Here is a 25,666-nt window from a genome sequence, read left to right as displayed (position 1 = left end):
AAATAGATTTCTTCTACACCCTCTTGGCGGCCAAGAGAAAGTTACTGCGCCGCCGGGCGCACACCCCGGCCTCCGCCCTCAACCAAGGCACGCAGCAACCATGAACGCACAACTCAGCGTCGGCCGCGTCCTACCCCCCAACTCGCATTCCACTGCTAGCGCCCCAAGCAACAAGCAAGCACATTGTCGCCAGTGCCCGCCGTGGGCACGGCACCCGGAGATGCCATGCGCGCCCCCATAACCACAACACACCACCACAACCCTCACCCACCAGGCCGCCACCATGGCTGACCCATCCCAAGCCTGGTGGCAACAGATCGCCACCACCATCGCCTCAGAATTCTCCGACGTCCCCGACGCCGGCGAAGCCACCCGCATCGTCGTGCGGCTCATGGTGGCCGGCATCCTCGGCGGCCTGCTCGGTTGGGAGCGCGAGCACGCAGGCAAGGCCGCCGGCATACGCACCCACATGCTGGTGGCCATGGGCGCCGCGCTGTTCGTGCTGGTGGCGCAGCAGGTCGGCATCGGCCCGGCGGACAACAGCCGCGTGATCCAGGGCATCGTCGCGGGGGTTGGCTTTCTCGGTGCCGGCACCATCCTCAAGGGCGATGGCGATGGGGAGTCCCAGGTGCGGGGCCTGACCACCGCCGCCGGCATCTGGCTGACGGCGGCCATCGGCGTGGCCGCGGGCCTGGGGCGCGAGATGACGGCGGTGCTGAGCACCGTGCTGGCCCTGGCCGTGCTCTGGGCCATCCCGATGCTGCACGACGCGACGCAGGGCCGCTCGCAGCGCGGTGGCAAAGAAAAGGACAAAGCGAAGGTCGATTGACCAGCCGGCAGGGCAAGCGTCTCGCGGCATGGGAATGCGGGCAGCCCACTGGCAGCAGGCCTGGGCTACACTTTTTGCAAAGCCCCGCACTGCGTTGGGGACCGGTCCATTGCCTACGATTGATTGCCGCCATGACGCCCTACCCGACCCCGGCTGCCCTTGCAGCCAGTGCCCTGCCAGGAGCCTCCGGTGGCTGAGCCCAGCGCCCAGGCCGCCACATCCAGCCAGACCTCCGCCACCGCGCCCCTCTCGGCCAACCTGCGCGGCATCATCGCCATGTGCCTGGCGGTGGGCTGCTTTTCGGTGATGGACGCACTGCTCAAGACCCTGTCGGGCAGCTACCCGGCCATGCAGGTCGCGTCCATGCGCGGCCTGGCGGCATTGCCCCTGGTGACGCTGTACGTGCTGTGGCGCGGCGAGGTGCGCGGCCTGCTCAAGGTGCGCTGGCCGCTGCACCTGCTGCGCGGCGCGATCAACATCACCATGCTGGCGCTGTTCGCCTTTGCGCTGCGCGAGCTGGGCCTGGCCGAGGCCTACACGCTGTTCTTCATCGCCCCGCTGCTCATCACCGCTCTGTCCACCGTGGTGCTGGGCGAGAAGGTGCGCGGCGCGCACTGGGTGGCCATCGTGCTCGGCCTGGTGGGCGTGGTGGTGGCCCTGCGCCCGAGCCAGGAGGCCATGCTCTCCGTGGGCGCGCTGGCCGTGCTGGGCGCGGCCACGGGCTACGCCATCTCGGCCATCGCCGGGCGCCTGCTCACGCGCACCGATTCGAGTGCCAGCCTGGTGTTCTGGACCACGGCCATGCTGGCCCTGGGCGCCACGGCCCTGGCCCTGCCGCAGTGGAAGGCGTTGGACGCATCCCACTGGCCGCTGGTGGCCGCCATGGGGGTGTCGGGCTTTCTCGGCCAACTGGCGATCACCGAGGCCTTCCGCCACGGCCAGGCCTCGGTCGTCGCGCCATTCGAGTACACCGCCCTGGCCTGGGGCATGGGGCTGGACTGGGTGCTGTGGCAGGCCGTGCCGGGTGCCTACACCCTGATCGGTGGGGCCATCATCATCGGCAGCGGGCTGTACCTGGTGCGCACGGAGCGCAACCAGCAGGCGGTGCTGCCACCTTGAGCCCCTGGCCCGCACCGCCACGGCGCGTGGTCCCACAATGCGCGGGCGCGCGCAACGCTGTAATGGAAAAATGCCAACAGCGGCCCTGCCGCATGAGGATTTGCCATGACACAACCAGCACACACCCAGCACGCCACCATCCACGGCCATGTGACCTACACGCCCGGCGATGGCGCGCCCATCACCATCCCCGAAGGTCCGGTGGAGTTGATCACGTCACCCGACAGCACCACGTTGAGTTGGTCGGTCGAGGACGACATCGCAGGCTCGGCCGCGATACCGAAGGACCAGTACAACCAGTACGTCCGCGACGGTAAGATCCGCCTGACGAAGCACTGAACACGCCCGCACCCGCTCCAGCCAAGACAGCAAGGTGTGGAGCGGGCCTTGATTGTCCTGCCTGCCGGACAGTGTGTCCCGGCCATGTCGGCTTGTGCACCTCCTGATGGACCCTATATTGGATCCATCGCACCGGGAACCCCCACTTCTCCCCCGGGCCAAGGAGCCGCATGACCACCCCCACCTTTCCCACCTTCTTCGTCTCGCACGGCGGCGGCCCCTGGCCATGGGTCGATGGCATGAAGCAGCTGTTCGCCAAGACGGCACACGAGTTTGCAAAGATGCCTGGCCTGCTGCCCGCCAGGCCCAAGGCCATACTCGTCATCACCGGCCACTGGGAGGCGCAGGAGTTCACCATCTCCACCGCCGAGCACCCGCCCATGGAGTACGACTACTCCGGCTTTCCCGAGCACACCTACCGCATCCAGTACAAGGCCCCTGGGTCGAAGCAAATCGCGGGACGCGTCGGCGAGCTGTTGACCACCGCCGGCATCGGCTGGAAGGAAGACGCCCACCGCGGCTTCGACCACGGCACCTTCGTGCCCCTGAGCCTGATGTACCCCGAGGCCGATGTGCCGGTGGTCATGCTGTCGATGAAGTCCAGCTACGACCCGGCGGAGCACATCCGCCTGGGCCAGGCCATCGCGCCGCTGCGGGACGAAAGCGTGCTCATCATGGGCAGCGGCCTCACGTACCACAACATGCGCGGCTTTGGCCGGACGCAGTCCACGCCCGTGGCAGAGGCCTTCGAGGCCTTCCTGAACACGGCCATCACCGCCCCCAGCGCGCAGCAGCGCAATGACATGCTGGTGCATTGGCAAGAGGCCCCAGGCGCACGCCTGGCGCATCCGCAGGAGGACCACCTGATTCCGCTGATGGTGGTGGCAGGCGCCGCCGGTGCCGACGTGGGCCACCGGGTCTTTGTCGACCATGTCATGGAGGTGGCCATGGCCTCCTACCAGTTCGGCTGACAGGCCTTTTTCAACGCCCCTGCACCTATGATGGGTGCCCCTCTGCAGATCCATTGCCCATGCACCGCGAAGAAGACATTCTCCAATTCTGGTTCCAGGAACTCACGCCCCAGCAGCAATTCCAGAAGGACGAGGTGCTCGACCAGACCATTGCCACCCGCTTCGGCGCCACGCTGCACGCCGCAAGGCAGTGCGAGCTGGCGCCCTGGCGCGCCACGCCCGAAGGTCGGCTGGCCGAGATCATCGTGCTCGACCAGTTCTCCCGCAACATCTACCGCGATACCGCACAGGCGTTTGCGCAGGATGCGCAGGCCCTGACCCTGGCACAGGAGCTGGTGGCCAGCGGGCAACACCACGCACTGCCCGTCGCGCAGCGCGCCTTTGCCTACATGCCCTACATGCACAGCGAATCGCTGGTGATCCACCTGCACGCCATGGAGCTGTTCGACCAGCCGGGGCTGGAGAACAACCTGGCCTTCGAGATCAAGCACCGCGAGATCATCGAGCGCTTTGGCCGCTACCCGCACCGCAACCAGGTGCTGGGGCGGGTCTCGACGGCGGAGGAAACGGCATTCCTCGCGCAGCCGGGATCGTCTTTCTAAAGCGTGAGGGAAGCGCGGCCCACGCCGTCGAATTCGACTTCCACCGACTCACCCCTGGCAGCAGGCAGCAGCCCCACCCACGACCCGGTGGTCACCACCGTACCGGCCGCAACGGTCGCACCGTTGCGCGTGGCGTGCTGCAGCCAGGTGGGCAGCAGCCACACCGGGTCTGCCAGCGGATGCGTGCCCGTGCGCAGCACCGGCTCGCGCGTGCCGATGCGGGCCACGCAGCGCTGGGCCGCCCAGTCGCGCGCCACATAGGGCAACCACTCGCCCAGCACCAACGCGCCGTGCGACTGCAGATCGGCCAGGCGCAGCAGGGCCGGTGCGGCCCCGCCCTCGGCCCAGCGCGAATCCACGATCTCGATGGACACAGCCATGGCATCGACGAACATGCCTGCGGTATCGGGCGTGAGCGCCGCCGCCTGCGCGGGCGAGACGGCCTGGCCCAGGCGCAGCGCGATCTCGGCCTCGATGCCGATGGTGTGGAACTGCATGTCGGCATACTGCGCCGGGCTGCTACGCACGCCCGCTGGCGGCAGCGGTGCATGCGTGAGCACGGCCTGGCGGTTGGCCCCACCTGACTTCCAGTGCCGCGCCGGCCCCGGAGGGAACCAGCCCATGGCATGACCCACCGCTTCCTGCACGGCATAGGCCGCAGGCGCATCGGCAAGCGCCCCACCCCAGGGCAAGGCGCTGATGGTGTGCCCAGCCTGCCATGCGGCCACCAGGGCCTGGGTCAATCCGGTCGTCGGGTCTTGCTCAGCCATCGTTGTTCAACTTTCTACCTTGACGTTGCCTTCCTTCACCACCTTGCCCCACTTGGCGATTTCGGTGGCGATGAAGTCCTTGAATTTGTCGCGCGATCCACCGCCGTCCTCGGCACCGTAGGTGTCCATGCGCTCCTGCACGTCGGGCATGGCCAGCACGGTGTTCACATCGCGGTTGATCTTGTCGGCGATGCCCGATGGTAGCTTGCCCGGCCCGGCCAGCCCGTACCAGGTGGTGGCCTCGAAGCCGTTGAAGCCCTGCTCCTGCATGGTCGGCACGCCGGGGTGCCCCTTGGCCCGCTTGGTGCGCGTCTGCGCCACGGCGGCCACCTTGCCGCTCTTCACGTGCGGGGTGGCGGCAGTCATCGTCTCGAAGCAGTACTGGATCTGGTTGCCCATGAGGTCGGCCAGCGCGGGCGCGCTGCCCTTGTAGGGCACATGCAGCGCATCCACGCCCGCCTGCAGCTTGAACATCTCCAGCGCCAGGTGCTGGGCCGATCCCGGGCCTGCCGAGCCGAAGCTCACCTTGCCGGGGTCGGCCTTGCACAGCGCCACGATCTCCTTGACGGTCAGGGCCTTCTGCCCCGGACCGGCGATCAGCAGGTTGGGCGTGACGCCCACCATCACGATGGGCACGAAGTCGCGCTGCACGTCGTAGCGCAGCTTGGGCTGCAGGCTGGGCGCCAGGGCATGGCTGTTGATGTGCGCCATCAGCAGCGTGCTGCCGTCGCTGGGCTGCTGCGACACGTACTCGGCCGCCAGCACGCCCGAGACACCGGCCTTGTTCTCCACGATGACCGACTGCTTCCACATGGTCGACAGCTTGGTCGCCACCACGCGCGCCAGCGCATCGGTGCCACCCCCGGGCGGAAAGCCCACGATGATGCGCACCGGGCCGCTGGGCCACTCCTGCGCGAACAGGCGCGGCGCGCCGAGCGTGGCCGCCGCCGCGCCCGCGGACTGGATCAGGGAACGTCTTTTCATCATCGCTTGTCTCCTTCGTTGGCCCTTTTTTGTGCAGGCCGGGTTGAATGAACTCAGCAAAGCCCCGGCAGCACGGCCGGTGGCATGAAACACGGGGTCTATCGATCCATCGAGGAATCCACCGCTGCGCCGCCAGGGGCCGCAAGCGGGTCAACACATGCCAGCGGCCAGCGCCTCCCGCAGGCGCCGGCCGTCAATCCATCTGCAGGAAGAAAACAAGGGGGCCGGACTCAGGCCGCCTTCTTCAGCGCGGCAGGCGCCGCATGGCTGGCGAAGTAGTCCATGCTTGCCTGCACGCCGCTGCCGGCCAGGGCCACGCCCGAGAGCTTTAGCCCCATCTCCACGCCCGCCACCATGGCGATCAGCGTCAGGTCGTTGCTATCGCCCAGGTGGCCCATGCGGAACATGCGGCCTTTGAGCTTGCCCAGGCCCGTCCCCAGCGACAGGTCGAAGCGCTGGTGGATCAGGCGGCGCAGCGCATCGGCATCCACCCCTTCGGGCGTGATCACACCGGTGAGCACGGGCGAATACACCGCAGGGTCGGCACACTGGATGGGCAGGCCCCAGGCGTTGACGGCGGCGCGCACGCCCGCGCCCCAGCGCTGGTGGCGCGCAAAGACGTTGGGCAGGCCCTCGGCGAGCAGCATGTCCAGCGCTTCGGACAGGCCATAGAGCAGGTTGGTGTTGGGCGTATAGGGCCAGTAGCCGTCCTTGTTCATCTCCACGATCTCGTCCCAGGCCCAGAAGGCGCGCGGCAGCGTGGCCGTCTTCGAGGCTTCGAGCGCGCGCGGCGACAGGGCGTTGAAGCTGATGCCCGGGGGCAGCATCAGGCCCTTCTGCGATCCGCTGATGGTCACGTCCACGCCCCATTCGTCGTGGCGGAAGTCGGCGCTGGCCAGGCCCGAGATGCTGTCCACCATCAGCAGGGCCGGGTGGCCTGCCGCGTCGATGGCCTTGCGCACCGAGGCGATGTCGGAGGTCACGCCGGTGGAGGTCTCGTTGTGCACCACGCACACGGCCTTGATCTTGCGCTCGGTGTCCTTGCGCAGGCGGGCCTCGATCAGGTCGGCCTGAACGCCACGGCGCCAGCCACCGGCGAGGGGCAGGTGCTCATCCTTGCCCTCCCAGGTGAGGCACTCGGTGGAGATACCGAGCCGCGTGGCCATCTTCTGCCACAGCGAGGCGAAGTGCCCGGTCTCGAACATCAGCACATGGTCGCCCGCACTGAGGGTGTTGCACAGGGCCGCTTCCCATGCGCCGGTGCCCGACGCGGGGTAGATCGCCACGGGGTGGCGGGTCTGGAAGATCTGCTGGATGCCTGACAGCACCTTCAGCCCCAGACCCCCGAATTCGGGCCCCCGGTGGTCGATGGTGGGCAGGCTCATCGCCCGCAAAATGCGGTCTGGCACCGGGCTCGGGCCCGGAATCTGCAGGAAGTGGCGGCCGGTGGGATGAAAGTCGAGTTGAAGCATGGAGCGTCCTTTCTGCTTTCAGTTTTGCATGCAAAAAACACAATTGCATGCGGGAATACCCTTTAATCAGCGGATTGCACCGCCAAATTTTTGCATGCAAAATTCAATCAAGAAGGCAATCCATGGCTGAAATCATTGAAATCTCCCGCCTCGCGCTGCACGACCAGGTCGCTGCGCGGCTGCGCACCATGCTGGTGGAAGGCCAGATCGCGCCCGGCGCCAAGCTCAATGAACGCGAGCTGAGCGAGCAGTTGCGCGTATCGCGCACCCCGCTGCGCGAGGCCATCAAGCTGCTGGGTGCCGAAGGCCTGGTGGACCTGCTGCCCAACCGGGGCGCGGTGGCCGTCAAGCTCACCGAGGCGGACGTGATGAACACCTTCGAGGTGCTGGCCATGCTCGAAGGCATGTCGGGCGAACTGGCCGCGCAGCGCATCGGCGATGAAGAGCTGGCCGAGCTGCGCGCCGTGCACTACGAAATGATGGCCTGCTTCGCCCGGCGCGACCTGTCGGGCTACTACCGCATCAACAACAACATCCACACCGCCATCAACGCGGCGGCGCGCAACCCGGTGCTCACGGCCACCTACCGCTCCATCGACGCGCGCGTGCAGTCGCTGCGCTTTCGCACCAACCAGAACGAAGCCAAGTGGAAGCTGGCCGTGGCCGAGCACGAACAGATGATCGAAGCCCTGGCCGCCCACGACGCCGATGCCATGCGCCGGGTGCTGGTGGTGCACGTGCTGCGCAAGCGCGACACCGTGCTGGAGCTGCTGCGCGCCGGCGAGATCTACCCCAAGCCCAAGCGAAAAGCCTCTACCTAGGACCCCCTCCCCATGCGCATCGAACCCGCCAGCACCCTGCAGCCAGCCGGTACCACCCTGCCCCCGAACGAGACCTGCGAGGCGCTGGCGCGGCGCCTGTCCGCCGAGACCGAGGGCGAGGTGCTGTTCGATGCCGGCTCGCGCGGGCGCTACGCGACCGATGCCTCCATCTACCAGATCATGCCGGCCGGCGTGCTGGTGCCGCGCACCGAGCGCGACATCGCCGTGGCCATCGACATCGCGCGCGACCTCAAGGTGCCCGTGCTGGCGCGCGGCGGCGGCACCAGCCAGTGCGGCCAGACCACGGGCGCAGCCTTGGTGATCGACAACACCAAGCATTTCCGCAACGTGCTGGAGCTGGATGTGCAAGCCCGCACGGCGACGGTGCAGCCGGGCATCGTGCTCGACCACCTCAACGCCCAGCTCAAGCCCCATGGCCTGTGGTATCCGGTGGATGTGTCCACCAGCGCGCAGGCCACGCTGGGCGGCATGGCGGGCAACAACTCCTGCGGCTCGCGCTCCATCGCCTACGGCAACATGGTGCACAACGTGCTGGGCGCGAGCGCCTGGCTGAGCGACGGCGAGCTGGTGGACTTTGGCCCGCTGGCCACGCTGGGCCCGCGCGCCACGGCCATTGCCCAGCATGTGCACCAGCTCGCGCTGCAGCACCGCAGCGACATCGCCGAGCACTGGCCCAAGGTGATGCGCCGCGTGGCGGGCTACAACCTCGACATCTTCGACAACCAGAGCGAGAAGCCCTACACCGCCGACGGCAGCGTGAACCTGGCGCACCTGCTGGTGGGGTCCGAGGGCACGCTGGCCTACACGCGCAGCCTCACGCTCAAGCTCAGCGAGCTGCCGCGCGCCAAGGTGCTGGGCATCGTCAACTTTCCCACCTTCCACGCGGCCATGGATTCGGCGCAGCACATCGTCAAGCTCGGCCCCACGGCGGTGGAGCTGGTGGACCGCACCATGATCGAGCTGGCCCTGGCCAACCCGGCCTTTCGCCCCACGGTGGAGACGGCCCTGATCGGCAAGCCCGCCGCCATTTTGCTGGTAGAGTTCTCGGGCGCCGACAAGGCCGCCCTGCTGCCGCAACTGCGCCAGTTGGTGGAGTTGATGGGCGACCTGGGCCTGCCCGGCAGCGTGGTGGAAATGCCCGACGAGGCCCCGCAGAAGAACCTGTGGGAGGTGCGCAAGGCGGGCTTGAACATCATGATGAGCCTCAAGGGCGACGGCAAGCCCGTGAGCTTCATCGAGGACTGCGCCGTGCCGCTCGAACACCTGGCCGAATACACCGACGGCCTGACCGAAGTGTTCGCCCGGCACGGCAGCCGCGGCACCTGGTACGCCCACGCCTCGGTGGGCACGCTGCACGTGCGCCCCATCCTCGACATGCGCACCGATGGTGCCGCCAAGATGCGCGCCATTGCCGAAGAGGCCAGCGCCCTGGTGCGCAAGTACAAGGGCGCCTTCAGCGGCGAGCATGGCGATGGGCTGTGCCGCGGCGAGTGGATCGAATGGCAGTTCGGCCCGGCGATCAACGAGGCGTTTCGCGCCATCAAGAACCACCTGGACCCGATCGGCCTGTTCAACCCTGGCAAGATCATCGACCCGCCCAAGATGGACGACGGCGCGCTGTTCCGCTTTGCCCCGCCCACGGCGCCCAAACCCTACAAGCGCATCCCCCTCACCCCCGTGCTCGACTGGTCCGCCTGGAACGTGCAGGCCGACCCTGTGACCGAGGTGACCACCGCCCCCGGCACCGGCGGCGATGTGACCGGCGGCTTTGCCAAGGCCGTGGAGATGTGCAACAACAACGGCCACTGCCGCAAGTTCGACGCCGGCACCATGTGCCCCAGCTACCGCGTGACGCGCGACGAACAGCACCTGACGCGCGGGCGCGCCAACACCCTGCGCCTGGCCGTGTCGGGCCAGCTCGGGCCCGACGCCTTCACCAGCGAAGCCATGCACGACACCATGGACCTGTGCGTGGGCTGCAAGGGCTGCAAGCGCGACTGCCCCACGGGCGTGGACATGGCCAAGATGAAGGTCGAGTTTCTGGACCACTACAAGCGCCGCCACGGCCACACGCTCAAGGACCGGCTGGTGGCCCACCTGCCCGGCTACGCGCGCACCGCCAGCCACTTCGCCTGGCTGCTCAACCTGCGCAACACCGTGCCCGGCGCCGCCTGGCTGGGCGAGAAGCTGCTGGGCTTCTCGGCCAAGCGGTCGCTACCGGAATGGCGCAGCGACACTTTCTGGCGCAGCCACGACAAGGCGCTGTTCAGCAGCAAGCAAGACACCATCGCCGCCGCCCAGGCAGGCCGCAAGGCCGCCGTGCTGTTTGTGGACACCTTCAACGGCACCTTCGAGAGCGAGAATGCCCTGGCCGCCGCACGCGTGCTGCACGCGGCCGGCTATGTGCTGCACACCGTGGAAAAGGCCGGCGGCCACCACTGCTGCGGCCGCACGTACCTGGCCACCGGCATGGTCGATGAAGCCAAGAAAAAGGCCGGCGCACTCATCGACGCCCTGCTGCCCCTGGCCGAGGCCGGCATCGCCATCGTGGGCCTGGAGCCCTCGTGCCTGCTCACCCTGCGCGACGAGGCCCTGGTGATGGGCCTGGGCGAGAAGGCCGTGACGGTCTCCCAGCAAGCCCTGTTGTTCGAGGAATTCCTGGCCCGCGAAGCCAAGGCCGGCCGCTTTGCGCCATCCTTCAAGCCCGCAGGCAAACCCATCCTGCTGCACGGCCACTGCCACCAGAAGGCCTTTGGCGCCGTGACCCCCATCCTGGAGGTGCTGCGCCTGATTCCCGGCGCCGCGCCCGACCTCATCGAAAGCTCCTGCTGCGGCATGGCCGGCAGCTTTGGCTACGAGGCATCGCACTACGAGGTGTCGATGCAGATGGCCGAGACCACGCTGCTGCCCGCAGTGCGCAAGAACCCCGATGCCATCGTGGTGGCGGACGGGACGAGTTGCCGGCACCAGATTGCCGACGGTGCGCAGCGCGAGGCGGTGCATGTGGCGCGGTTGCTGGATGGGCTGCGGGTGTGAAGTGGGTTCGCTGCGGAATGAATAGGGTGGCGCCCGGTATTTCAGTTCTGCTATGGGCCAAAGTTCGCGCTTCATCATTGATGCGCGGGCGGAGAAGTCCATAGGTCAGGACTTCCTTGCCGGCTCTCTGAATTCCGAAAAGCAGGATTGAAGAAAGGCCATCGCTGCCAGTATCTTGGGAGCCCTGTGCCTGGTGCTCAAAATCACAGCATACACAGGGCTGCTACCCGGACGGATGAGCTTGCCCAAGACTGGACGGAGCCGCCCCTCTTCAACAAGAGCGTTGCCAACAACGTCATTGATTCGCGCGATTCCGGCTCCGCACAGTGCCAGAGAAATGACAGAGGCGCTGCTGTTCACACGCACATTCCCCTGCACTTCCAAGGTGACTGGAGCCCCGTCGCAATGAAACTCCCATCGATTGTGGGACCTGGTGGCCGCATTGGAGATAAGTCGGTGCTCTGACAAGTCGTCGATCGACTTCGGAGTGCCCCACTTGCGCAAGTAGGCTGGTGATGCATAGAGGGCACGGCCATGTGTACCCAGCGTTCTGGCAATTGCAGCCTGAGCAGGTTCAGCGCCCGCGCGAATGGCGATGTCTATCGATTCGTCCGCCATGTCCACCAAGCGATCTTCCACCTGCAGTTCCAGGGACAGCCCGGGATGGAGGTCGGCCAGTTTGTGCAAGCGGGGGATCACCACATACTCCGACAGCAACTGGCTCACGCTGATTCGCACCATGCCCGAAATGCTATTGCTGCGCCCGCCAATACCGTCCTGAAGCTGGCCAACTTCATCAAGGATTCTGCGGGCGTGCTCCAGAAAAACTTCCCCTTCTTCTGTCAAGGACAGGCTGTGGGTAGTTCGATGGGCAAGCCGCAAACCGCAAGCGGCCTCAATGCGCGCAATTCTTCGCGAAACATGGCTAGGGGCAACATTGCGATCACGTGCAACCGTTGAGAACGACTGCGCGTTCGCCACTTGCATAAACAAAGAAAAATCATCCAGGCTCAAATCATTCATGGTTGTGCATTTTCTGCACAAGCATTGATCTGCGCAAAGGATTTCCACAACACCGTGGACATCGCACAGTACGCCAGCGCGGATGTCCCGTGCACAGCGCAAGACCGAGCCACGCAGAGTCATGCACCCAGCAAATCATTCCTGGAGAAAAAATGCCACTCACACTCATCATCACCGAAGGTCTTCTGCCGAAAGACCGCCGACATACGACGATGGCCCGGCTCTCTGAAGCTTTCTTGAAGCTGCACGGCTTGACCGGCAACAAATTCTTCACACCCAATGTGATTGGACACATTGCCGACGTTTCTGCCGACAGCACATTTGCGGGCTTGAAGCCCACACCTGTCGCCATCGTCGAGTGGCTGACGCCAGCCTTCGCTTTTGCGTCCAGAGAGATTCAGGAAGCCTATGTGGCCGAGGCCACGCAGATCGTCTACGACGCCTGCGACGGCAAGCACCCGCGCGAAAAAATCTGGGTGAACCTGAAGTACGCCATCGACGGCATGTGGGGCATTGGTGGCAAGGCCTTCACCAACGAAGAACTGGGCGCTGCGGCAGCCCGAGGCTGACAAAGCTCCCGACTGGCTGCCGATCCGCCGATGGGCAGCCAGTTCACGAATCCCCACAAGCCGCACAGGCCAGAGCATGACCAACATCGCAGAGACTTCATTCAATGGCCGACCCACGCGCCTGTTACACACCATGCTTCGGGTTTACGACCTAGAGCGTTCCGTGGACTTCTATACCAGGCTGCTGGGAATGACACTGATGCGCAAGGAGCGCTACCCGCAGGGGCAATTCACTCTGGCCTTTCTCGGATACGGGGAGGAAAGCACAGCCGCGGTCATCGAGCTGACGCACAACTGGGGCGACCGGACTTATGCCATTGGGGATGCCTTCGGGCACATCGCAGTAGGATGCAGCAACGTTCATGCGACTTGCAGACTGCTTGAGCGCGCCGGCGCCACGGTCATCCGCCAACCCGGCCCCCTCTCTGAAATGTCGCCAGACCGGACAGACATCGAACACATCGCCTTCATCCAGGACCCGGACGGCTACCGGATTGAATTGGTCCAGCAGTAGCCCTGCAAACACCCCGGAGATCCTCACGAGGCGGCATACCACCCGTCCGAATGGGTGCTCCCACCACCAGGCCATATCAGGTCATCCGACATATGACCAAGCTGCATCGCAAGGCGATGGTTGGAGCGCTGAACGTTGCGGCTGCAGATCGTTGCTCCCCATCGATCCCCGCCCCCTCGGCGTAGGCAGAGGGACGAGCCGAATCAGCCCCGCGTCATCTCACGGCGGACACTCCCGACAGGCCGGAACCCGTCGTACGGCGCCTGAGCACCGCAATCAGCACATGCGCTCCCACGGCCAGCGCCATCAGCGCCAGTGCACCCAGCCCCCAGATGACCCAGGCCAGTACCGAGACAGCCCCGGACAGTGCCGGCACGGTTTCCAGCGCCGCCTGCACGACGCCCCCCACGGAGGCAATCACGCCGCCGAACTCCTGCGCCAACTGGGGCGGTATCCAGACCTTGATCCACTCGGGCAGCAGGACTGCATCCATGGCGGCAGTACCGCCGGCCAGGGCGCCGGCGCTGCCGACCGCCCAGACCGTCACCGCGTGCGCGCCCCAGCAGGCCAGTGACCACAGGGCCAGCAGCATGAACGACAGAAACCAGCTGATTGCGTAAAACATGGAACGTTGTCTTTCTGAAATATCAAGCGCCAAGTATGGGCATGGTGGAACGGAATAGACACCAGGCTCAGCCGAATCTAGTATTCGGTTTTTCCGAACCGGAGACCGCATGCTGAACTACCGCCATCTTTACTATTTCTGGATGGTTGCCAAGGAAGGCGGCTTTGCCCGCGCCGCCGACCGCCTGGAGATGGCGGTGCAGACCATCAGTGCGCAGGTGCGCGATCTGGAGAAGGCCCTGGGGCACCAGTTGCTCAAGCCAGCCGGCCGCGGGGTGGCGCTGACCGAGGCGGGCCAGGCGGCGTATGCGCGGGCCGAAGAGATATTCCAGTTGGGGCAGAGCATTCCCGATGAAGTGCGCGAAGCGGCCAGCGCCAAGGTCGCGCGGCTCTCGGTGGGGCTGTCCGACGGCATCTCCAAGCTGGCAGCACATGCGCTGCTGGAGCCGGTGCTGGCCACCCCGCACCTGCGCCTGGTGTGCCACGAGGGGGAGTTCGACGAGCTGCTGTCCGAGCTGGCGCTGCACGAACTGGACGTGGTGCTGGCCGGGCAGGCCGCGCCGCGCAATCCGAACCAACGCCTGTCCAGCGAACGGATCGCCCGCTCCGCGCTGCAGTGGTACGGGCCGGCCTCGCTGGTCCGAAAGAGCACGCGCGACCGGTTTCCACAGTCGCTGCAGGACCTGCCGGTGCTGTTGCCCACCTTCCATTCGCCGCTGCGCTCCACGCTGGACCACTGGTTCCAGGACATCGGGGTGCAGCCCCGGGTGGTGGGCGAGTTTGAAGACAGCGCCCTGCTGGCCGTGTTCGCGGCACGGGGGTTGGGGGTGTTTCCGGTCAGCCAGCTGGGTGCCCAGGACGTGGGGCTGGTGCGCGGGCTGCGCTTGCTGGGCGATTGCCCCGGCATCAGCGAGGAGGTGCATGCCATCTGGTCACGCCGCGGGCAGCACCACCCGCTGGTGCGCCAGATGGTGGACGCTGCACGCGCACCGTAGCTGCGCCGCGGTAGTGCGCAGCCGGTGCGCTGCCTCAGCTGTGCGCAGGCAATTTGCCGATGCGCCATTGCGTCAGCGCGGCCCGCATGATCCATGCCTCCTCAGCCGCAACGTGGCGGTCCGCCATGGCAGCGGCGTCGGCAAAGAACAGCACCTTGTGCTGCAGGCCAGGGTCGGTCACTTCGGCCATGAGCGCGTCCAGGGTGGCCTGGTCGATGCTGCCGGTGAGCAGGCGGCGCTCGTGCGCGGCCATCAGCAGGTCCTCGCACAGGGTGTGCAGCACCTGGGCGAAGTCGCCGGGCGCCAGGCCGATTTCGCGCTCGATGTCCTGGCCGTAAAGGGCCTCCAGCTCCTGCCGGCTGACGTTGCCGTCGGAGATCAGCAACAGGGCAACGATACGGGCTGCTGCTTCGGGGCTGTTGTGGGGGTAGCTGCGCATGATTTTTTCCTTCTCGGGGGCTTTGTATTCAGGACGGTGTGGCCATGCCACAAGGGTGGGTTCTGGGTGCAGGTGCGGGACGCATGCCCAGAGGCTCAGTCGCGGTAGCGGTAGCGGCGGCGCGGGTGTTCGCGCTGGGAGGAATGGACCCGGATGGGAACCAGCGCCGGTGCACGCAGCAGTGCGCTGCGCCCTTGCGACCACGGCCAGACCCACTGCAGCACCTTGGCACGCAGCGAGTTCAGCAGGGAATGGACAGACATCAATGGCTTCATGAAGCACCTTGCAGTGGTTGGAACAAGCTTGAATGTGCGGCCACCAGGGTGCTTCAAGAAGCAGGTTTTTCATGACACCTGCATCGGTTTTACCGAACCTGAATCAGAAAGATGCCTACGCCAACCACAGGCTTTACTGATACTGCCTGCAGAAAAAACCTGCTGTTACCGCCACACTGCGCGGGCTAAGGTGCGCACTCCAACCCAAGGAGAACGCTGATGCAGATACTTTTCAAGTCCCGCCATCCCGATGCTGCGTTGATGCGCGAGGCCGTCGAGCGCCGGGTGCGCTTTGCGCTTCGGCGCCTCAAAGCGCTGGTGCCGCGTGCCGATGTTCAACTGGCCGACGTGAACGGCCCCCGGGGCGGGTTGGACAAGCGCTGCCAGATCGAGTTGCGCACGGATGGCGCGGGATCGGTGGTGGTGTCGTCGGCAGCCAAGGACTGGCGCACTGCACTGGACGAAGCGCTGGCGCGCGCGGCCCGGCACGTGCTGCGCACCATGCGCCGCGCCACACCAGCGCGCAGACCCCGCAGGAACCCGCCTGCGCTTGAGGCGTAGGGGGTAGGCCGCGCCTGCGCGGCGTCAGCCCCTCAGATCGGCCGCGTCAGGTACACCGCCTCGCGCCCCACGATGGGCTCGCGCGTGGGCATCATCACCGTGCAGTCGTCGCACAGCGCGCGGATCTCCACGGTGCCGTCGGTGGCGATGAGCTCGTCCTTGGCGAAGGTCTCGAAGCCTTCCAGTGGCCGGGTGAACGCGAAGTCCGGCGTGAGCACCATGCAGGTCTCCAGCAGCTCGAAGCGGCGCTGCGCGTCAGGGGCGGCGCGGTCGGCACGCGGGGCGGTCAGGCCGAAGTGGGCGATGAAATCCTGCGCCACCAGGGTGGCCAGGTCGGCCGCCGATTTCAAAAAGTGCTGGCCGCATTCGACCACCATCGCCACCCCGGCATCGCCCAGGGCCTGGCCGTGGCGGCCGTGCTGGATCAGCGGCGTGCCCGAGCCCAGGCCATTGGGCATGACCATGTGTACGGGCGGCAGGCCGATGGCCAGGGCCGCCGCCGAGTTGCGCTCGTACGCCGGGTAGACCCAGAAGGGCGGCACGTCCTGGCTGGTGGAGTGGATGTCGAGGATGTGGTCGGCCGCAGCCACCACCGGGCGCAATTCGCGCGCGCGGCGCAGCTCGGGGCTGTCGTCGCTGCCGTCGAGCTCGGCCGCCGACCAGACGCGGTTGAGGTTGTGCACCAGCTGGCGGCTCTCGAAAGGCCGCGACTCGTCGAACGACTCATACGCAGCGACGTTGGCGAAGCTGATGGTCAGCGTGCCGATGAGCGGGCGCACGCCGCTGTCGAGCAGGTGCGTGGCCGCAACCATGCCGCAGATCTCGTTGCCGTGCGTGAGCGCATTGATCAGCACATGGGGGCCGGGCTTGCCCGATTCGAAGCGGTGCACATAGTCGATGCCGACGTTGCCCTGGCGGTAGGCGGACAGGTCGCGGGGCAACACTTCAAACAGGGGCGGGTTCTGACTCATGGCTGTGATGGAGCGATTAATTAATAAGACAACACATCATTGTCGACCCAAAACGCAGCGCTTGCACGCGGTGTACGATGCCCGCCGACTGTTCATCGCCCTGAAAGCACCATGCCCAGCCTGCCCAGCCTGAGTTTCGTCCCCCTGGCCGATGTAGCCCACCTGCTCCCGGCCGATGCCTGGATCGCCAGGCGCCTGCGCGATGACCCCGAGGAACTGGCCGATGAAACCGCCGCCTGGATCGCGGGGGACGTGCAGTGGCCCGAGCTGCACCTGGACACACCGCTCGTGGCCGATGGCGGCCTGCACCGGTTGGCCCAGGGCCAGGCCGAGCCGGTGATCCTGCCCCGCCGCGCGCCTTACCTGGTCCTCATCGAAGGCAGCCTGCGCATCGACGGCGCATTGACCGCCAGCGACACCGATGGCACGACGAACCTGGTGGTGCTGGGCGGCCTGCACGTGCAGCACGCGGTGATCGGCGGGCAACTGGTGTACGTGCAGGGCGCGCTCACGGTGGACGAACTGCTCTGGGGCCACTACAACCACGGCGACCTGCAGGTGAACGGCGGCCTTACCGCGCGCGTGGCGCTGTTCACCGACGAATACCACGTGCAGGTGGCGGGCGGCGAGCAGGTGGAATTTCTGCTCGACGAAGCGCGCGGCGTGCCCAGCCTGGCGGAGTTTTCCGCCGAGGTGGCAGGCCTGGTGTTTGCGCCCGAGTTCTTCGATGGCATCGACGACGGGGCGGACGGCATCGGCGCCCTGCTGTCGCGCGACCGCATGGTGGAGGCCGTGCGCGCGGGTGAGAGCCCCCTGCGTGCCAGCGCTGAAATCACCGCCGACATGCCGCTGGCCAGCGACCTTTTTGCCGATGAAGCCATCAGCGTGGCCAACATCCTGGCGGTGGTGAATTCGCCCATCGTCACGCACAAGGAGAAGAAGGCGCCCGGCTGGTTTGGCCAGACCGACTTTTCGCTGTGCCGCCGGCATGTGGATGCCGATGGCGACCAGCGCGACAACAACGTGTTCATCACCGTCTGGAAGACCTGGGACTTTTACCTCTCGGTGGAGCGCGAGCCCCAGCGCACAGGCCTGCTGGCACGCCTGGCGGCTGCCGTGCTGCGCCGGCCCATCCCGTTCACCGAGGTGGCCACGCTGATCTACCGCGGCTACACCGAGGGCACGCCCGACGGCTGGAAGGTGCTGGACGATGAGGCGCCGGCCGAGGCACGCGAGGCCGCTACCCGGGCCTGGCGCGGCGTGCTCGACTATGTGCGCCTTGCGGTGGGCCAGTCGCGCGCCGGCTACCCGCTATACCACCGGCTGCAGGCCGAGCTCACGCCCCGGCGCATCGAGCAGTTCACCAGCCTGCCCTACTTCACCGAGGAGTACAACGACTGGTGGGACAGCGACAAGAACGGCGAGTGGCATGGCGACGTGTGGGTGGGTGCGCGCCAGCCCTGCCTGCACGAGGGCGAGCCCTATGGCCGCGCGCTCAAGCTGAGCTGGGAGAACGGCGAACCCCGGCCCGGCGACGATTCGGACGATGCCTACGGCGCCTACCAGCTCGACATCGACGAGGCCCGCGCGGGCCCGCCGGTGGTGGAGTTCAAGTACACCCAGCGGCAAAGCGAGGCCCGCACCACACTGCCCCGCGGTGCGGTGGACCACATTGCCCGGCTGCTGCGCATCTACGCCCAGGTAGAGGCCCAAATACAGGGCGCGCACGAGCAGCAGCAGGCGCACCAGGCAGAACAGCGCCGTATCGAAACGGCCGTGCACCTGCTGGCCACGCCGCCCCTGGCCGACGACCTGCCGGATTCTGCCGTGTTCCCGGTCGAGCTGATGCTGCTGTCCGGGCAATGGCAGAGCGGCGGCGAAACCTATGTGGCCGCGATCCGCGCGCACCAGTTCGCGATGACCGCCCGCGAGCAGGAGCGCGACGACGGCGCGCAAGATGAAGATGAAGACGAGCCCACCGCCGACCTGCCGGAAGACCCGCGCAAGGCCAGTGCGCCCACGGTGCTGCAGCTCGCGCGCCTGGTGAACCGGCATGCCGACGAAGCGCTGGCCGCGCGCTTTCGCCAGCGCTTTGCCTTTGCCCCCGATGCCTATGTGCGCACGGCGGCCAAGGCGGGGCAGTTCATCGGCCCGGTCTATCTGCTGGCCGATGGCCGCATCCTCGCGCGCATCGGCCCCAGCTACAGTGAATCGGCGCACTGGGTGCAGATCGATGGCGCAGTGCCCACCTCGCTGCCAGCGCTCAAGGGCCTGGGGCGCTCGGCCGACGGCAGCTGCTTTGCGCAGAGCGACGGCATCCACATCACCACGCACCAGGGCTTTGGCGGCGCGCAGATTGCGCAGTTGCCGCTGCCACGGGGCAACGAGGGCATCCCCGAATCCATGGGGCTGGTAGCAGGATCATTGGGCCAGCGCTGCGACGAGATCATTCCTTTCAACGACGGCCAGCGCGTGCTGCTGCGCAACCCCACCGGGGTGTACCTGGTCAGCGCGGCCCACGGCGTGCAGCGCCTGCACCCGCAGGAGTTCGACGAGGGCGATGGCGACGCGGACGATGGCGGCCCCTACACCTGGCCCAAGAACCACCAGGATGCGGCCGACGGCGAGCCCCCGGGCAGCCTGCTGGCCATGGACATGCTGCACATGGCCCTGTCGCCCGATGAGCGCTTCATCGCCCTGGGCGACCAGGACAGCGCCCACATCCTGCTCAGCGCGCAGGACGGCCGGCCGCTGCGCACGCTCAGCACCCAGTCCTCGTACCCGCACCACGCGCGCTTCTCGCACGACGGCACGCGGCTGTGGTTCAACTCCTGCCACCTGTACAACGGCATCACCATCGCCACGCCCGTGGATGCGGCGGACGACACCGAGGGCACGGTGGTCGACGCCCAATGGCGCGTGTACGCCTCGGCCACGCTGCCCGGCATGGTGGCCATGGGCGACGCCAGCGGCTACGTGCATGCCATGGACGATGAGGGCAGCACGCTGTGGCGCCACCACGTGGGCAGCAGTATCAGCGCCATTGAGGCTTCGGGGGACGGCAGCACGCTGCTGGTGGGCAGCTACGGCGGCTACCTGGCCGTGCTGCAGCGCACGGAGACGGGGCTGGACCCCTACTCCATCGGTACCTCGCCCTACATGGAGGTACGCCGCTGGATCTTCTGGGACAACGAGCCCACACCACTGCGCTGGTGAGCCCTCGCCCGACCGCTCATACGGATTTGCATTCGACCGTATAGCTAGGCGGGAAGCCGCAGACAGTGCTGTAGCACGGCAAGGCGAACCAACGACGTTGGACGGTTGAAGGCAAATCCGTATCAGAAATGCGGACCGGGCCCTTCCTGGGCCAGCGCATCCTGGGCATTGCGCAGCGGGCAGACCTTGAGCGACAGGCAGCCGCAGCCGATACAGCCGTCGAGCTGGTCGCGCAGTGACGTGAGCGTGCGGATGCGCTCGTCGAGGTCCTCGCGCCAGCGCTCCGAAAGCCGGCGCCAGTCGGCCACCGTGGGGGTGCGGCCAGCGGGCAGGGCCTGCAGCGCCTCGCCGATGGCCGCCAGCGGCACACCCATGCGCTGGGCCACCTTGATCACCGCCACCCGGCGCAGCACCGAGCGCGGGTAGCGCCGCTGGTTGCCCGCGTTGCGCACACTGGCGATCAGGCCGCGCGTTTCGTAGAAATGCAGGGCCGACACCGCCAGCCCGCTGCGCCGCGCCACCTCGCCCACCGAAAGATCGGCGGCCAGCTCTGCCATGGAATCGCCGTGTGCGTCGTCGTGCTGCTTCATGACCCTGCTCCGAAAAGTGCCCGTTGACCTCAACTTAACTTGAGGTTGAATACTAACAGCCTCTTCCACGATTTTCAGGACCACACCCATGTTGCAGATCGCTTCGCGCCTGACCCCGGCCCACGCCGCCACGCTCGCCCACATCAACCCCGAGGGCGTGTACGACCCTGCCCCCAACGGCTATACGCATGTGGTGGTGGCGCCTGCGGCGGGCCGCACCGTCTATGCCTCGGGCCAGGGCGGCGAAAACCAGGCGGGCGAGCTGTCGCCCGACTTTGCCGAGCAGCTTGCGCAGGCGCTGGCCAACATGCGCACGGTGCTGGAGGCGGCGGGCGCCAGCGTGCATGACGTGGTGCGGCTCACGCTGCTGGTGGTGGACCACACCGAGGCCCGCCTGGCCCTGTGGACCGAGGCCGCGCGCCGCGTGTGGGGCGATGCGCCCACGCCCGGCTGCACGCTGATCCCCGTGCCGCGCCTGGCGCTCGACGGCATGCTGGTCGAGGTGGAGGCCACGGCCGTGGTTGCAGCCGCGCAGGCATGACACCACCACGCTGCCCGGCACCCTGAAAAAAGAGCCCCACCCCGTCATCCCGACCACCCCGGTTGTGGCGTACCATGCTGCGCAGCGGTCCCATCCGGAGACCCACACAGGAGGACCCATGGCCAAAGGTGAACAGCGCAGCAACAAGATGGCGAAAAAGCCCAAGAAGGACACGTCGATTCCCAAGGAATCCCACGGCTCCGACCGCCCCATGCCGCCCGTGACGGCCGTCGTGCCACGCGGCAAGGAAAAGAACAAGTAAGAAAGTCCGGCGCCCCCTTGCCGTACCGAAAGAAAGCCCCCGCTACCACAGGCAGCGGGGGCTTTCTTTTTTGAATTCAGACGAGGGGGCCCGGAGCCAGCCTGGCCAGCCAGTCTTCCTGCGGCTCGGGCCGGCCGAACAGATAACCCTGGTAGAAGATGCCGGGCGCACGCTGGCGCAAAAAGTCGGCCTGGGCCCGCGTCTCCACCCCTTCGGCCACCACGCGCAACCCGAAGTGGCTGGCCACCGACAGGATGCCCTCGACCAGCACCCCGTCGTCGGCGTTGGTGGGGGCCTCGTGCACGAAGCTGCGGTCGATCTTGATCTCGCGGATCGGCAGGCGCTTGAGGTAGGCCAGCGACGAGTAGCCCGTGCCAAAGTCGTCCAGCGAAAACTCCACCCCCAGCGCGCCCAGCTCGCGAATCTTGGCCACGGCATCGTCGAAATCGTCGATCACCAGGCCCTCGGTGACTTCCAGCGTGAGCAGGGACGGATCGGCCCCCGAGGCCGCCAGCAGCGAACGCAGCTGCGGTATGAAGCCGGCCTGGCGGAACTGGCGCGCACTGAGATTGACCGACAGGCGCAGGCCCCGCTCGCGCATGGCGGGCAAGGCCAGCAGCGCCAGCGAATGCGCGAGCACCCAGGTGCCAAGGTTCACGATCAGGTCCGACTCTTCAGCGATGGGGATGAAGGCGCCGGGCGCCAGCAGGCCATCGCGCGGGTGCTGCCAGCGCACCAGCACCTCGGCCCCCGTGAGCTGCCCCTGCGCATCCACCTGCGACTGCAGGAACAGCCGCAGCTCGTCGCCCGCAATCGCCTGGCGCAGCGTGCGCTCCACCTGAAAGCGCTGCTCCGCCGCCTCGCCCATGCCCTCCTCGAAGAAGGCCGAGCGCCCGCCCCCCGCCTGCTTGGCCCGGTGCAGCGCGGTGCCCGCGCGGCGCAGCGCCTCCTGGGGCGAGTCGGCCGGGCTCTGCGGGTACAGCGTGATGCCGATGCTCGCGCCGAGCTGCGCCTCGTCGGCATAGCCCTCCAGGCGCAACGGCTGCAGCAGCCGCGCCTGCACCTGCTCGGCAAAGGCCAGCGCGCGGCGGCTGGCCTGCGGCCCCTGGGTCGCCAGGTCGTGCAGCACGATGGCGAACTCGTCGCCGGCCACCCGTACCAGCAGGCCCTGCTCGGGCAGCAGTTCCGACAGGCGCAGCGCCACGGCGCACAACAGGCGGTCGCCCATCTCGCTGCCGCGCGCGTCGTTGAAGGTGGTGAAACGGTCCAGGTCCAGCAGCACCAGCGCGTGCAGGGCCCCCGGTGCGCCGGGCGCACGCCCCGTGCGCCACTGCAGGGTGGCCAGCCGGTCCACCAGCATCCGGCGGTTGGGCAGGCTGGTCAGCGCGTCGAAATGCGCCAGGCGGTGGATCTCCTCGGCCGCGCGCTTGCGCTCGGTGATGTCCTGCTTGAGCTCCACGTAGTGGCTGATGTGCCCGTCGGTCTGGCGAATGGGCGCCACCACCACGGCCTCGATGATCTCCGCGCCGTCCTTGCGCCGGTTGACCTGCTCGCCCGCCCAGTTCTCGCCACGCGCCAGCGTGTCGCGCAGGCCCAGGCGCTGGGCTGCGGCCATGCCGTTGCTCGACACCACGGCCGAGGGCTGGCCCAGCACCTCGTCGCGCGCATAGCCCGTGCGGGCCAGGAAGGCGGCGTTGACGTACTCGATGCGCCCGGTCAGGTCGGTGATGGCAATGCTCTCGGGGCTTTGCTCCACGGCGCGCAGCAGCTTTCGCAGCTCGGCCTCGCTGGCGGCCAGGCTCGACGCGGTGTGCTGCGCCTCCTGCACACGGCGCAGGTAGCTTCGCCGCGACAGCAGCGTGGCGGCGGCCGTCACGGCCAGCACGCCGGTGAGGTAGGCCAGGTAGGCCAGGCGGTTGCCATAGCGTGCGTCCGGCAGCAGGCCGCGCAGGTCGGCCCAGAGGAAGAACAGCAGCAGCACACCCGTGCAGCCGGTGAGCCACAGCGTGGCGCGTGCGCCCAGAATCCAGCCCGCAAACACGATCAGCACCGGAAAATTGAGCAGGTTGGGCCCGCGCAGGCCGCCATTGCTGGCCGCCACCAGTGCCACGACGCCCCAAACCCCCCAGACCAGCACCAGCGCCGCCTGGTGCCAACGCCCCATGCGGCCCAGCACCACGGCCAGGGCGCCCATGCCGCCCGCACCCAGGTTGAGCAGCACGTGCGTCCAGGACAGGGGGCTGTCCCGCAGCAGCAGCGCGGCGATCAGGGTCCCGGTGATCGCGACCACCCACGAGCCGGCCCGCACCAACTGCTGCGTGGTGGCGTCGTCTCGCTCAGAGGGCAGCAGGTGGGCAACAGCGCGCATGGTGTAAGCGGTGGCAACCGGTGGTGACCATGGTAACGCGATACACCGCGCCTATCGAGTCCTCAATTGCCACCGGCCGAACAGCCAGTTCAGCCGCCCGTCACCCGAAGGGTTTATGAGCCGGCGTCGCCGCTGTCGTCGCCAGGTGCCGGCTCGCGCACGCCCGAGCCCTTGCCCTTGGACTTGGCGCGCGCGTCCTTCTTGGCCTGGCGCTTGGCGTCCTCGGCCAGGCCCACGGCGCGCCAGGCCTCGAACTCGTCAGGCGTCTCCAGCGTGATGCGCCCCAGGATGGCGGTGCGAAAGTCGGTCATCACGATCTCGGCCGTCTTTTGCAGGTTCACCCGGCCACCGCCCAGCATGGCGCCGCGCTTCCTGCCAATGGCTTCGAGCAGTTCCTCGTCGTGCATGGTGGCCATGGCGCCTTCAGGCAGGCCCAGCTTGTAGCGCGCCTCCAGCAGCGGCGCATAGTGCTGTTGCAGGCGGCGCAGCAGCTCCAGCGCCACCAGTTCCTCGTCGTAGGCATTGCGGCCCACGGCGCCGCTGGCGGCCAGGTTGTAGCCGCTTTCGGGCACGATGATGCGCGGCCAGAGCATGCCGGGCGTGTCCCACAGGTAGAAGTCGTCGGCCAGCGTGATGCGCTGCTCGATCTTGGTGATGCCGGCCTCGTCGCCGGTCTTGGCCTGGCGCTTGTTGGTCAGGGTGTTTATCAGCGTGGACTTGCCCACGTTGGGCACGCCGCAGATCAGCACCCGCATGGGCTTGGCCATGCCGCCCCGGTTGGGCGCCAGGCGGTGGCAGCCGTCAATGAGCTTGCGCGCGGGCGCGGCTTCGGAGGCATCGAGCGCCACGGCGCCCGTGCTGAGCTGGGCGTTGTACCAGTCGAGCCACAGCGCCGTGCGCGCCGGGTCGGCCACGTCCTGCTTGTTGAGCACCTTGAGCGTGGGCTTGTGCCCCGTGAGCTCGACCAGCAGCGGATTGGCGCTGGAGCCGGGCAGGCGCGCGTCCAGCACCTCGATCACCACGTCGATGTCCTTGACACGTTCGGTGATGGCTTTCTTGGTCAGGTGCATGTGACCGGGGAACCACTGGATGGCCATGCGGGGGGGTACTTTCTTGAGCGTGCGGAGCGGGAATCAGGGTGGGAAGGATAATCGCGGTTGGCCCCAGCGCTTTCCGCGCGGTTTTTCGGCGCCCGCTTTTGCCCTCATTTCCATGCCAACCAACAACACCCCACGCACCTCCACCCAGGCCAAGGCCGACAAGGAGATGCTGTTCAAGGGCGTCACCTGCGCCCTCATCGGCCTGGTGATCCTGCTGGCGCCCTACGTGGCGCGCTCGGGCAGCGTGCGCGACCTGATGGCCCAGGCCACGCTGGTGGGCTGGTTCGCGCTGGTGCTGGGCGGCGGCTTCATCGTGAACTACCTGCTGCGCAGGGCCAAGCGCAAGCCGTGAGCGGCACCACCGCCCCCGCCATGCCCGCCCGCGCGACCAACGCCGCCTCGGCCCAGGCGATGTTTGCACAGTTGCAGCAGCAGGCTGGGGCGGCGGGCATCACCTTGCGCGCGCCACCGCCCGAGCCTACGAGTTGCTGTGGGCGGGGGTGCAATGGCTGTGTGTGGGAGGGGTTTCTGGATGCGGCCGATTACTGGCGCGAGGAGGCGTTGCTGCAGTTGGGTTGATGCGCGCCTGGCGGCTCGTGTCTTGCTGTTTGGGCTCGTGGGCTGTGGTTGCTATTTGCTTGTTTCAAGGACGGG

27 protein-coding genes are annotated in these 25,666 nt (G+C 67.3%); 16 read left to right on the top strand and 11 right to left on the bottom strand.

Annotated elements, in window-relative coordinates; translation table 11 throughout:
* Positions 1-283 precede the first annotated feature (283 nt).
* From ASE28_RS19320 to ASE28_RS19300, 5 genes are all read left to right on the top strand, one after another.
* Positions 284-829, top strand: a complete 546-nt coding sequence (locus ASE28_RS19320; RefSeq protein ID WP_057268082.1) for an MgtC/SapB family protein — start codon at positions 284-286, stop codon at positions 827-829.
* Positions 830-1,018: 189 nt separating this feature from the next.
* On the top strand, positions 1,019-1,948 hold the full coding sequence (locus ASE28_RS19315) for a DMT family transporter (RefSeq protein ID WP_082604439.1): 930 nt from the start codon (positions 1,019-1,021) through the stop codon (positions 1,946-1,948).
* Positions 1,949-2,053: 105 nt separating this feature from the next.
* The gene (locus ASE28_RS19310) at positions 2,054-2,287 is read left to right on the top strand and encodes a hypothetical protein (protein WP_057206684.1); all 234 of its coding nucleotides are present in this window, start codon (positions 2,054-2,056) and stop codon (positions 2,285-2,287) included.
* Positions 2,288-2,457: 170 nt separating this feature from the next.
* A complete protein-coding gene (locus ASE28_RS19305; RefSeq protein WP_057268081.1) occupies positions 2,458-3,258 on the top strand; it encodes a class III extradiol ring-cleavage dioxygenase in 801 nt (266 codons plus the stop codon).
* A gap of 59 nt (positions 3,259-3,317) precedes the next feature.
* Positions 3,318-3,860 carry a DUF924 family protein gene (locus ASE28_RS19300; protein WP_057268080.1) on the top strand — a complete coding sequence of 181 codons (543 nt, stop codon included), beginning with the start codon at positions 3,318-3,320 and terminating at the stop codon, positions 3,858-3,860.
* Here ASE28_RS19300 and ASE28_RS19295 read toward each other — a convergent pair.
* From ASE28_RS19295 to ASE28_RS19285, 3 genes are all read right to left on the bottom strand, one after another.
* Positions 3,857-4,630, bottom strand: a complete 774-nt coding sequence (locus ASE28_RS19295; protein ID WP_057268079.1) for a fumarylacetoacetate hydrolase family protein — start codon at positions 4,628-4,630, stop codon at positions 3,857-3,859. The genes ASE28_RS19300 and ASE28_RS19295 overlap by 4 nt on opposite strands.
* A 6-nt stretch (positions 4,631-4,636) precedes the next feature.
* Positions 4,637-5,614, bottom strand: coding sequence for a tripartite tricarboxylate transporter substrate binding protein (locus ASE28_RS19290; RefSeq protein WP_057268089.1), 978 nt, complete (start codon positions 5,612-5,614; stop codon positions 4,637-4,639).
* A gap of 230 nt (positions 5,615-5,844) precedes the next feature.
* The gene (locus tag ASE28_RS19285) at positions 5,845-7,086 is read right to left on the bottom strand and encodes an alanine--glyoxylate aminotransferase family protein (RefSeq protein WP_057268078.1); all 1,242 of its coding nucleotides are present in this window, start codon (positions 7,084-7,086) and stop codon (positions 5,845-5,847) included.
* A gap of 122 nt (positions 7,087-7,208) precedes the next feature.
* Here ASE28_RS19285 and ASE28_RS19280 point away from each other — a divergent pair, with 122 nt between their 5' ends.
* Together ASE28_RS19280 and ASE28_RS19275 are read left to right on the top strand one after the other, a co-directional pair.
* Positions 7,209-7,907, top strand: coding sequence for a GntR family transcriptional regulator (locus ASE28_RS19280; protein WP_057268077.1), 699 nt, complete (start codon positions 7,209-7,211; stop codon positions 7,905-7,907).
* Positions 7,908-7,919: 12 nt separating this feature from the next.
* A complete protein-coding gene (locus tag ASE28_RS19275; protein ID WP_057268076.1) occupies positions 7,920-10,964 on the top strand; it encodes an FAD-binding and (Fe-S)-binding domain-containing protein in 3,045 nt (1,014 codons plus the stop codon).
* 105 nt (positions 10,965-11,069) lie between these two features.
* Here the strand turns inward: ASE28_RS19275 and ASE28_RS19270 are convergent, their stop codons facing one another.
* On the bottom strand, positions 11,070-11,987 hold the full coding sequence (locus ASE28_RS19270) for a LysR family transcriptional regulator (protein WP_162262264.1): 918 nt from the start codon (positions 11,985-11,987) through the stop codon (positions 11,070-11,072).
* Positions 11,988-12,139: 152 nt separating this feature from the next.
* Here ASE28_RS19270 and ASE28_RS19265 point away from each other — a divergent pair, with 152 nt between their 5' ends.
* Positions 12,140-12,556, top strand: coding sequence for a hypothetical protein (locus tag ASE28_RS19265; RefSeq protein WP_057268074.1), 417 nt, complete (start codon positions 12,140-12,142; stop codon positions 12,554-12,556).
* 76 nt (positions 12,557-12,632) lie between these two features.
* Entirely contained in the window at positions 12,633-13,070 is a 438-nt protein-coding gene (gene gloA / locus ASE28_RS19260) for a lactoylglutathione lyase (RefSeq protein WP_057268073.1), read from the top strand.
* A gap of 214 nt (positions 13,071-13,284) precedes the next feature.
* Here the strand turns inward: gloA and ASE28_RS19255 are convergent, their stop codons facing one another.
* A complete protein-coding gene (locus ASE28_RS19255; protein ID WP_057268072.1) occupies positions 13,285-13,695 on the bottom strand; it encodes a hypothetical protein in 411 nt (136 codons plus the stop codon).
* A gap of 109 nt (positions 13,696-13,804) precedes the next feature.
* Here ASE28_RS19255 and ASE28_RS19250 point away from each other — a divergent pair, with 109 nt between their 5' ends.
* Complete coding sequence (locus ASE28_RS19250; protein ID WP_057268071.1) at positions 13,805-14,689, top strand: LysR substrate-binding domain-containing protein; 885 nt, start codon at positions 13,805-13,807, stop codon at positions 14,687-14,689.
* Between the two features lie 34 nt (positions 14,690-14,723).
* On the opposite strand, the gene ASE28_RS19245 is transcribed toward ASE28_RS19250, so the two are convergent.
* Together ASE28_RS19245 and ASE28_RS32175 are read right to left on the bottom strand one after the other, a co-directional pair.
* Positions 14,724-15,128 (bottom strand): hypothetical protein, encoded by a 405-nt coding sequence (locus ASE28_RS19245; protein WP_057268070.1) that lies wholly within the window; start codon positions 15,126-15,128, stop codon positions 14,724-14,726.
* Between the two features lie 95 nt (positions 15,129-15,223).
* A complete protein-coding gene (locus tag ASE28_RS32175) occupies positions 15,224-15,391 on the bottom strand; it encodes a hypothetical protein (RefSeq protein WP_157422045.1) in 168 nt (55 codons plus the stop codon).
* Between the two features lie 231 nt (positions 15,392-15,622).
* On the opposite strand from ASE28_RS32175, the gene ASE28_RS19240 reads away from it, so the two are divergent.
* Positions 15,623-15,964: an HPF/RaiA family ribosome-associated protein gene (locus tag ASE28_RS19240; RefSeq protein ID WP_057268069.1), complete on the top strand. Its 342-nt coding sequence runs from the start codon at positions 15,623-15,625 to the stop codon at positions 15,962-15,964.
* Between the two features lie 32 nt (positions 15,965-15,996).
* Here the strand turns inward: ASE28_RS19240 and ASE28_RS19235 are convergent, their stop codons facing one another.
* Positions 15,997-16,935 carry a succinylglutamate desuccinylase/aspartoacylase family protein gene (locus ASE28_RS19235; RefSeq protein ID WP_057268068.1) on the bottom strand — a complete coding sequence of 313 codons (939 nt, stop codon included), beginning with the start codon at positions 16,933-16,935 and terminating at the stop codon, positions 15,997-15,999.
* Positions 16,936-17,046: 111 nt separating this feature from the next.
* On the opposite strand from ASE28_RS19235, the gene ASE28_RS19230 reads away from it, so the two are divergent.
* The gene (locus tag ASE28_RS19230; RefSeq protein ID WP_082608154.1) at positions 17,047-20,151 is read left to right on the top strand and encodes a WD40 repeat domain-containing protein; all 3,105 of its coding nucleotides are present in this window, start codon (positions 17,047-17,049) and stop codon (positions 20,149-20,151) included.
* Positions 20,152-20,273: 122 nt separating this feature from the next.
* Here the strand turns inward: ASE28_RS19230 and soxR are convergent, their stop codons facing one another.
* Positions 20,274-20,741 (bottom strand): redox-sensitive transcriptional activator SoxR, encoded by a 468-nt coding sequence (gene soxR, locus ASE28_RS19225; protein ID WP_235516171.1) that lies wholly within the window; start codon positions 20,739-20,741, stop codon positions 20,274-20,276.
* Between the two features lie 88 nt (positions 20,742-20,829).
* On the opposite strand from soxR, the gene ASE28_RS19220 reads away from it, so the two are divergent.
* Complete coding sequence (locus ASE28_RS19220; protein WP_057268067.1) at positions 20,830-21,282, top strand: RidA family protein; 453 nt, start codon at positions 20,830-20,832, stop codon at positions 21,280-21,282.
* A gap of 118 nt (positions 21,283-21,400) precedes the next feature.
* On the top strand, positions 21,401-21,544 hold the full coding sequence (locus tag ASE28_RS32625; protein WP_164470725.1) for a hypothetical protein: 144 nt from the start codon (positions 21,401-21,403) through the stop codon (positions 21,542-21,544).
* 76 nt (positions 21,545-21,620) lie between these two features.
* Here the strand turns inward: ASE28_RS32625 and ASE28_RS19215 are convergent, their stop codons facing one another.
* A complete protein-coding gene (locus ASE28_RS19215; RefSeq protein WP_057268066.1) occupies positions 21,621-23,912 on the bottom strand; it encodes a bifunctional diguanylate cyclase/phosphodiesterase in 2,292 nt (763 codons plus the stop codon).
* Between the two features lie 113 nt (positions 23,913-24,025).
* Positions 24,026-25,009 (bottom strand): ribosome biogenesis GTPase YlqF, encoded by a 984-nt coding sequence (gene ylqF, locus ASE28_RS19210; protein ID WP_057268065.1) that lies wholly within the window; start codon positions 25,007-25,009, stop codon positions 24,026-24,028.
* 115 nt (positions 25,010-25,124) lie between these two features.
* Between ylqF and ASE28_RS19205 the strand changes: the two genes are divergently transcribed.
* Together ASE28_RS19205 and ASE28_RS19200 are read left to right on the top strand one after the other, a co-directional pair.
* Positions 25,125-25,364, top strand: coding sequence for a hypothetical protein (locus ASE28_RS19205; protein WP_057268064.1), 240 nt, complete (start codon positions 25,125-25,127; stop codon positions 25,362-25,364).
* Positions 25,365-25,384: 20 nt separating this feature from the next.
* Positions 25,385-25,591: an oxidoreductase-like domain-containing protein gene (locus ASE28_RS19200; protein WP_057268063.1), complete on the top strand. Its 207-nt coding sequence runs from the start codon at positions 25,385-25,387 to the stop codon at positions 25,589-25,591.
* Positions 25,592-25,666: the final 75 nt, after the last annotated feature.

It is taken from the genome of Acidovorax sp. Root219, assembly GCF_001428665.1.
Lineage (GTDB): Bacteria > Pseudomonadota > Gammaproteobacteria > Burkholderiales > Burkholderiaceae_C > Acidovorax.
This window is presented reverse-complemented; position numbering and strand designations above follow the sequence as displayed.

Bases quoted from the DNA above. Each gene is read 5' to 3' on its own strand.
- ASE28_RS19305 (WP_057268081.1), top strand. From the start codon at position 2,458: ATGACCACCCCCACCTTTCCCACCTTCTTCGTCTCGCACGGCGGCGGC.
- ASE28_RS19245 (WP_057268070.1), bottom strand. From the start codon at position 15,128: ATGCGCAGCTACCCCCACAACAGCCCCGAAGCAGCAGCCCGTATCGTT.
- ASE28_RS19295 (WP_057268079.1), bottom strand. From the start codon at position 4,630: ATGGCTGAGCAAGACCCGACGACCGGATTGACCCAGGCCCTGGTGGCC.
- ASE28_RS19200 (WP_057268063.1), top strand. From the start codon at position 25,385: ATGCCCGCCCGCGCGACCAACGCCGCCTCGGCCCAGGCGATGTTTGCA.
- ASE28_RS19255 (WP_057268072.1), bottom strand. From the start codon at position 13,695: ATGTTTTACGCAATCAGCTGGTTTCTGTCGTTCATGCTGCTGGCCCTG.
- ASE28_RS19275 (WP_057268076.1), top strand. From the start codon at position 7,920: ATGCGCATCGAACCCGCCAGCACCCTGCAGCCAGCCGGTACCACCCTG.
- ASE28_RS19205 (WP_057268064.1), top strand. From the start codon at position 25,125: ATGCCAACCAACAACACCCCACGCACCTCCACCCAGGCCAAGGCCGAC.
- ylqF (WP_057268065.1), bottom strand. From the start codon at position 25,009: ATGGCCATCCAGTGGTTCCCCGGTCACATGCACCTGACCAAGAAAGCC.
- ASE28_RS19265 (WP_057268074.1), top strand. From the start codon at position 12,140: ATGCCACTCACACTCATCATCACCGAAGGTCTTCTGCCGAAAGACCGC.
- ASE28_RS32175 (WP_157422045.1), bottom strand. From the start codon at position 15,391: ATGTCTGTCCATTCCCTGCTGAACTCGCTGCGTGCCAAGGTGCTGCAG.
- gloA (WP_057268073.1), top strand. From the start codon at position 12,633: ATGACCAACATCGCAGAGACTTCATTCAATGGCCGACCCACGCGCCTG.
- ASE28_RS19235 (WP_057268068.1), bottom strand. From the start codon at position 16,935: ATGAGTCAGAACCCGCCCCTGTTTGAAGTGTTGCCCCGCGACCTGTCC.
- ASE28_RS19310 (WP_057206684.1), top strand. From the start codon at position 2,054: ATGACACAACCAGCACACACCCAGCACGCCACCATCCACGGCCATGTG.
- ASE28_RS19240 (WP_057268069.1), top strand. From the start codon at position 15,623: ATGCAGATACTTTTCAAGTCCCGCCATCCCGATGCTGCGTTGATGCGC.
- ASE28_RS19300 (WP_057268080.1), top strand. From the start codon at position 3,318: ATGCACCGCGAAGAAGACATTCTCCAATTCTGGTTCCAGGAACTCACG.
- ASE28_RS19290 (WP_057268089.1), bottom strand. From the start codon at position 5,614: ATGAAAAGACGTTCCCTGATCCAGTCCGCGGGCGCGGCGGCGGCCACG.
- soxR (WP_235516171.1), bottom strand. From the start codon at position 20,741: ATGAAGCAGCACGACGACGCACACGGCGATTCCATGGCAGAGCTGGCC.
- ASE28_RS19250 (WP_057268071.1), top strand. From the start codon at position 13,805: ATGCTGAACTACCGCCATCTTTACTATTTCTGGATGGTTGCCAAGGAA.
- ASE28_RS19270 (WP_162262264.1), bottom strand. From the start codon at position 11,987: ATGAATGATTTGAGCCTGGATGATTTTTCTTTGTTTATGCAAGTGGCG.
- ASE28_RS19285 (WP_057268078.1), bottom strand. From the start codon at position 7,086: ATGCTTCAACTCGACTTTCATCCCACCGGCCGCCACTTCCTGCAGATT.
- ASE28_RS19215 (WP_057268066.1), bottom strand. From the start codon at position 23,912: ATGCGCGCTGTTGCCCACCTGCTGCCCTCTGAGCGAGACGACGCCACC.
- ASE28_RS32625 (WP_164470725.1), top strand. From the start codon at position 21,401: ATGGCCAAAGGTGAACAGCGCAGCAACAAGATGGCGAAAAAGCCCAAG.
- ASE28_RS19220 (WP_057268067.1), top strand. From the start codon at position 20,830: ATGTTGCAGATCGCTTCGCGCCTGACCCCGGCCCACGCCGCCACGCTC.
- ASE28_RS19320 (WP_057268082.1), top strand. From the start codon at position 284: ATGGCTGACCCATCCCAAGCCTGGTGGCAACAGATCGCCACCACCATC.
- ASE28_RS19280 (WP_057268077.1), top strand. From the start codon at position 7,209: ATGGCTGAAATCATTGAAATCTCCCGCCTCGCGCTGCACGACCAGGTC.
- ASE28_RS19230 (WP_082608154.1), top strand. From the start codon at position 17,047: ATGCCCAGCCTGCCCAGCCTGAGTTTCGTCCCCCTGGCCGATGTAGCC.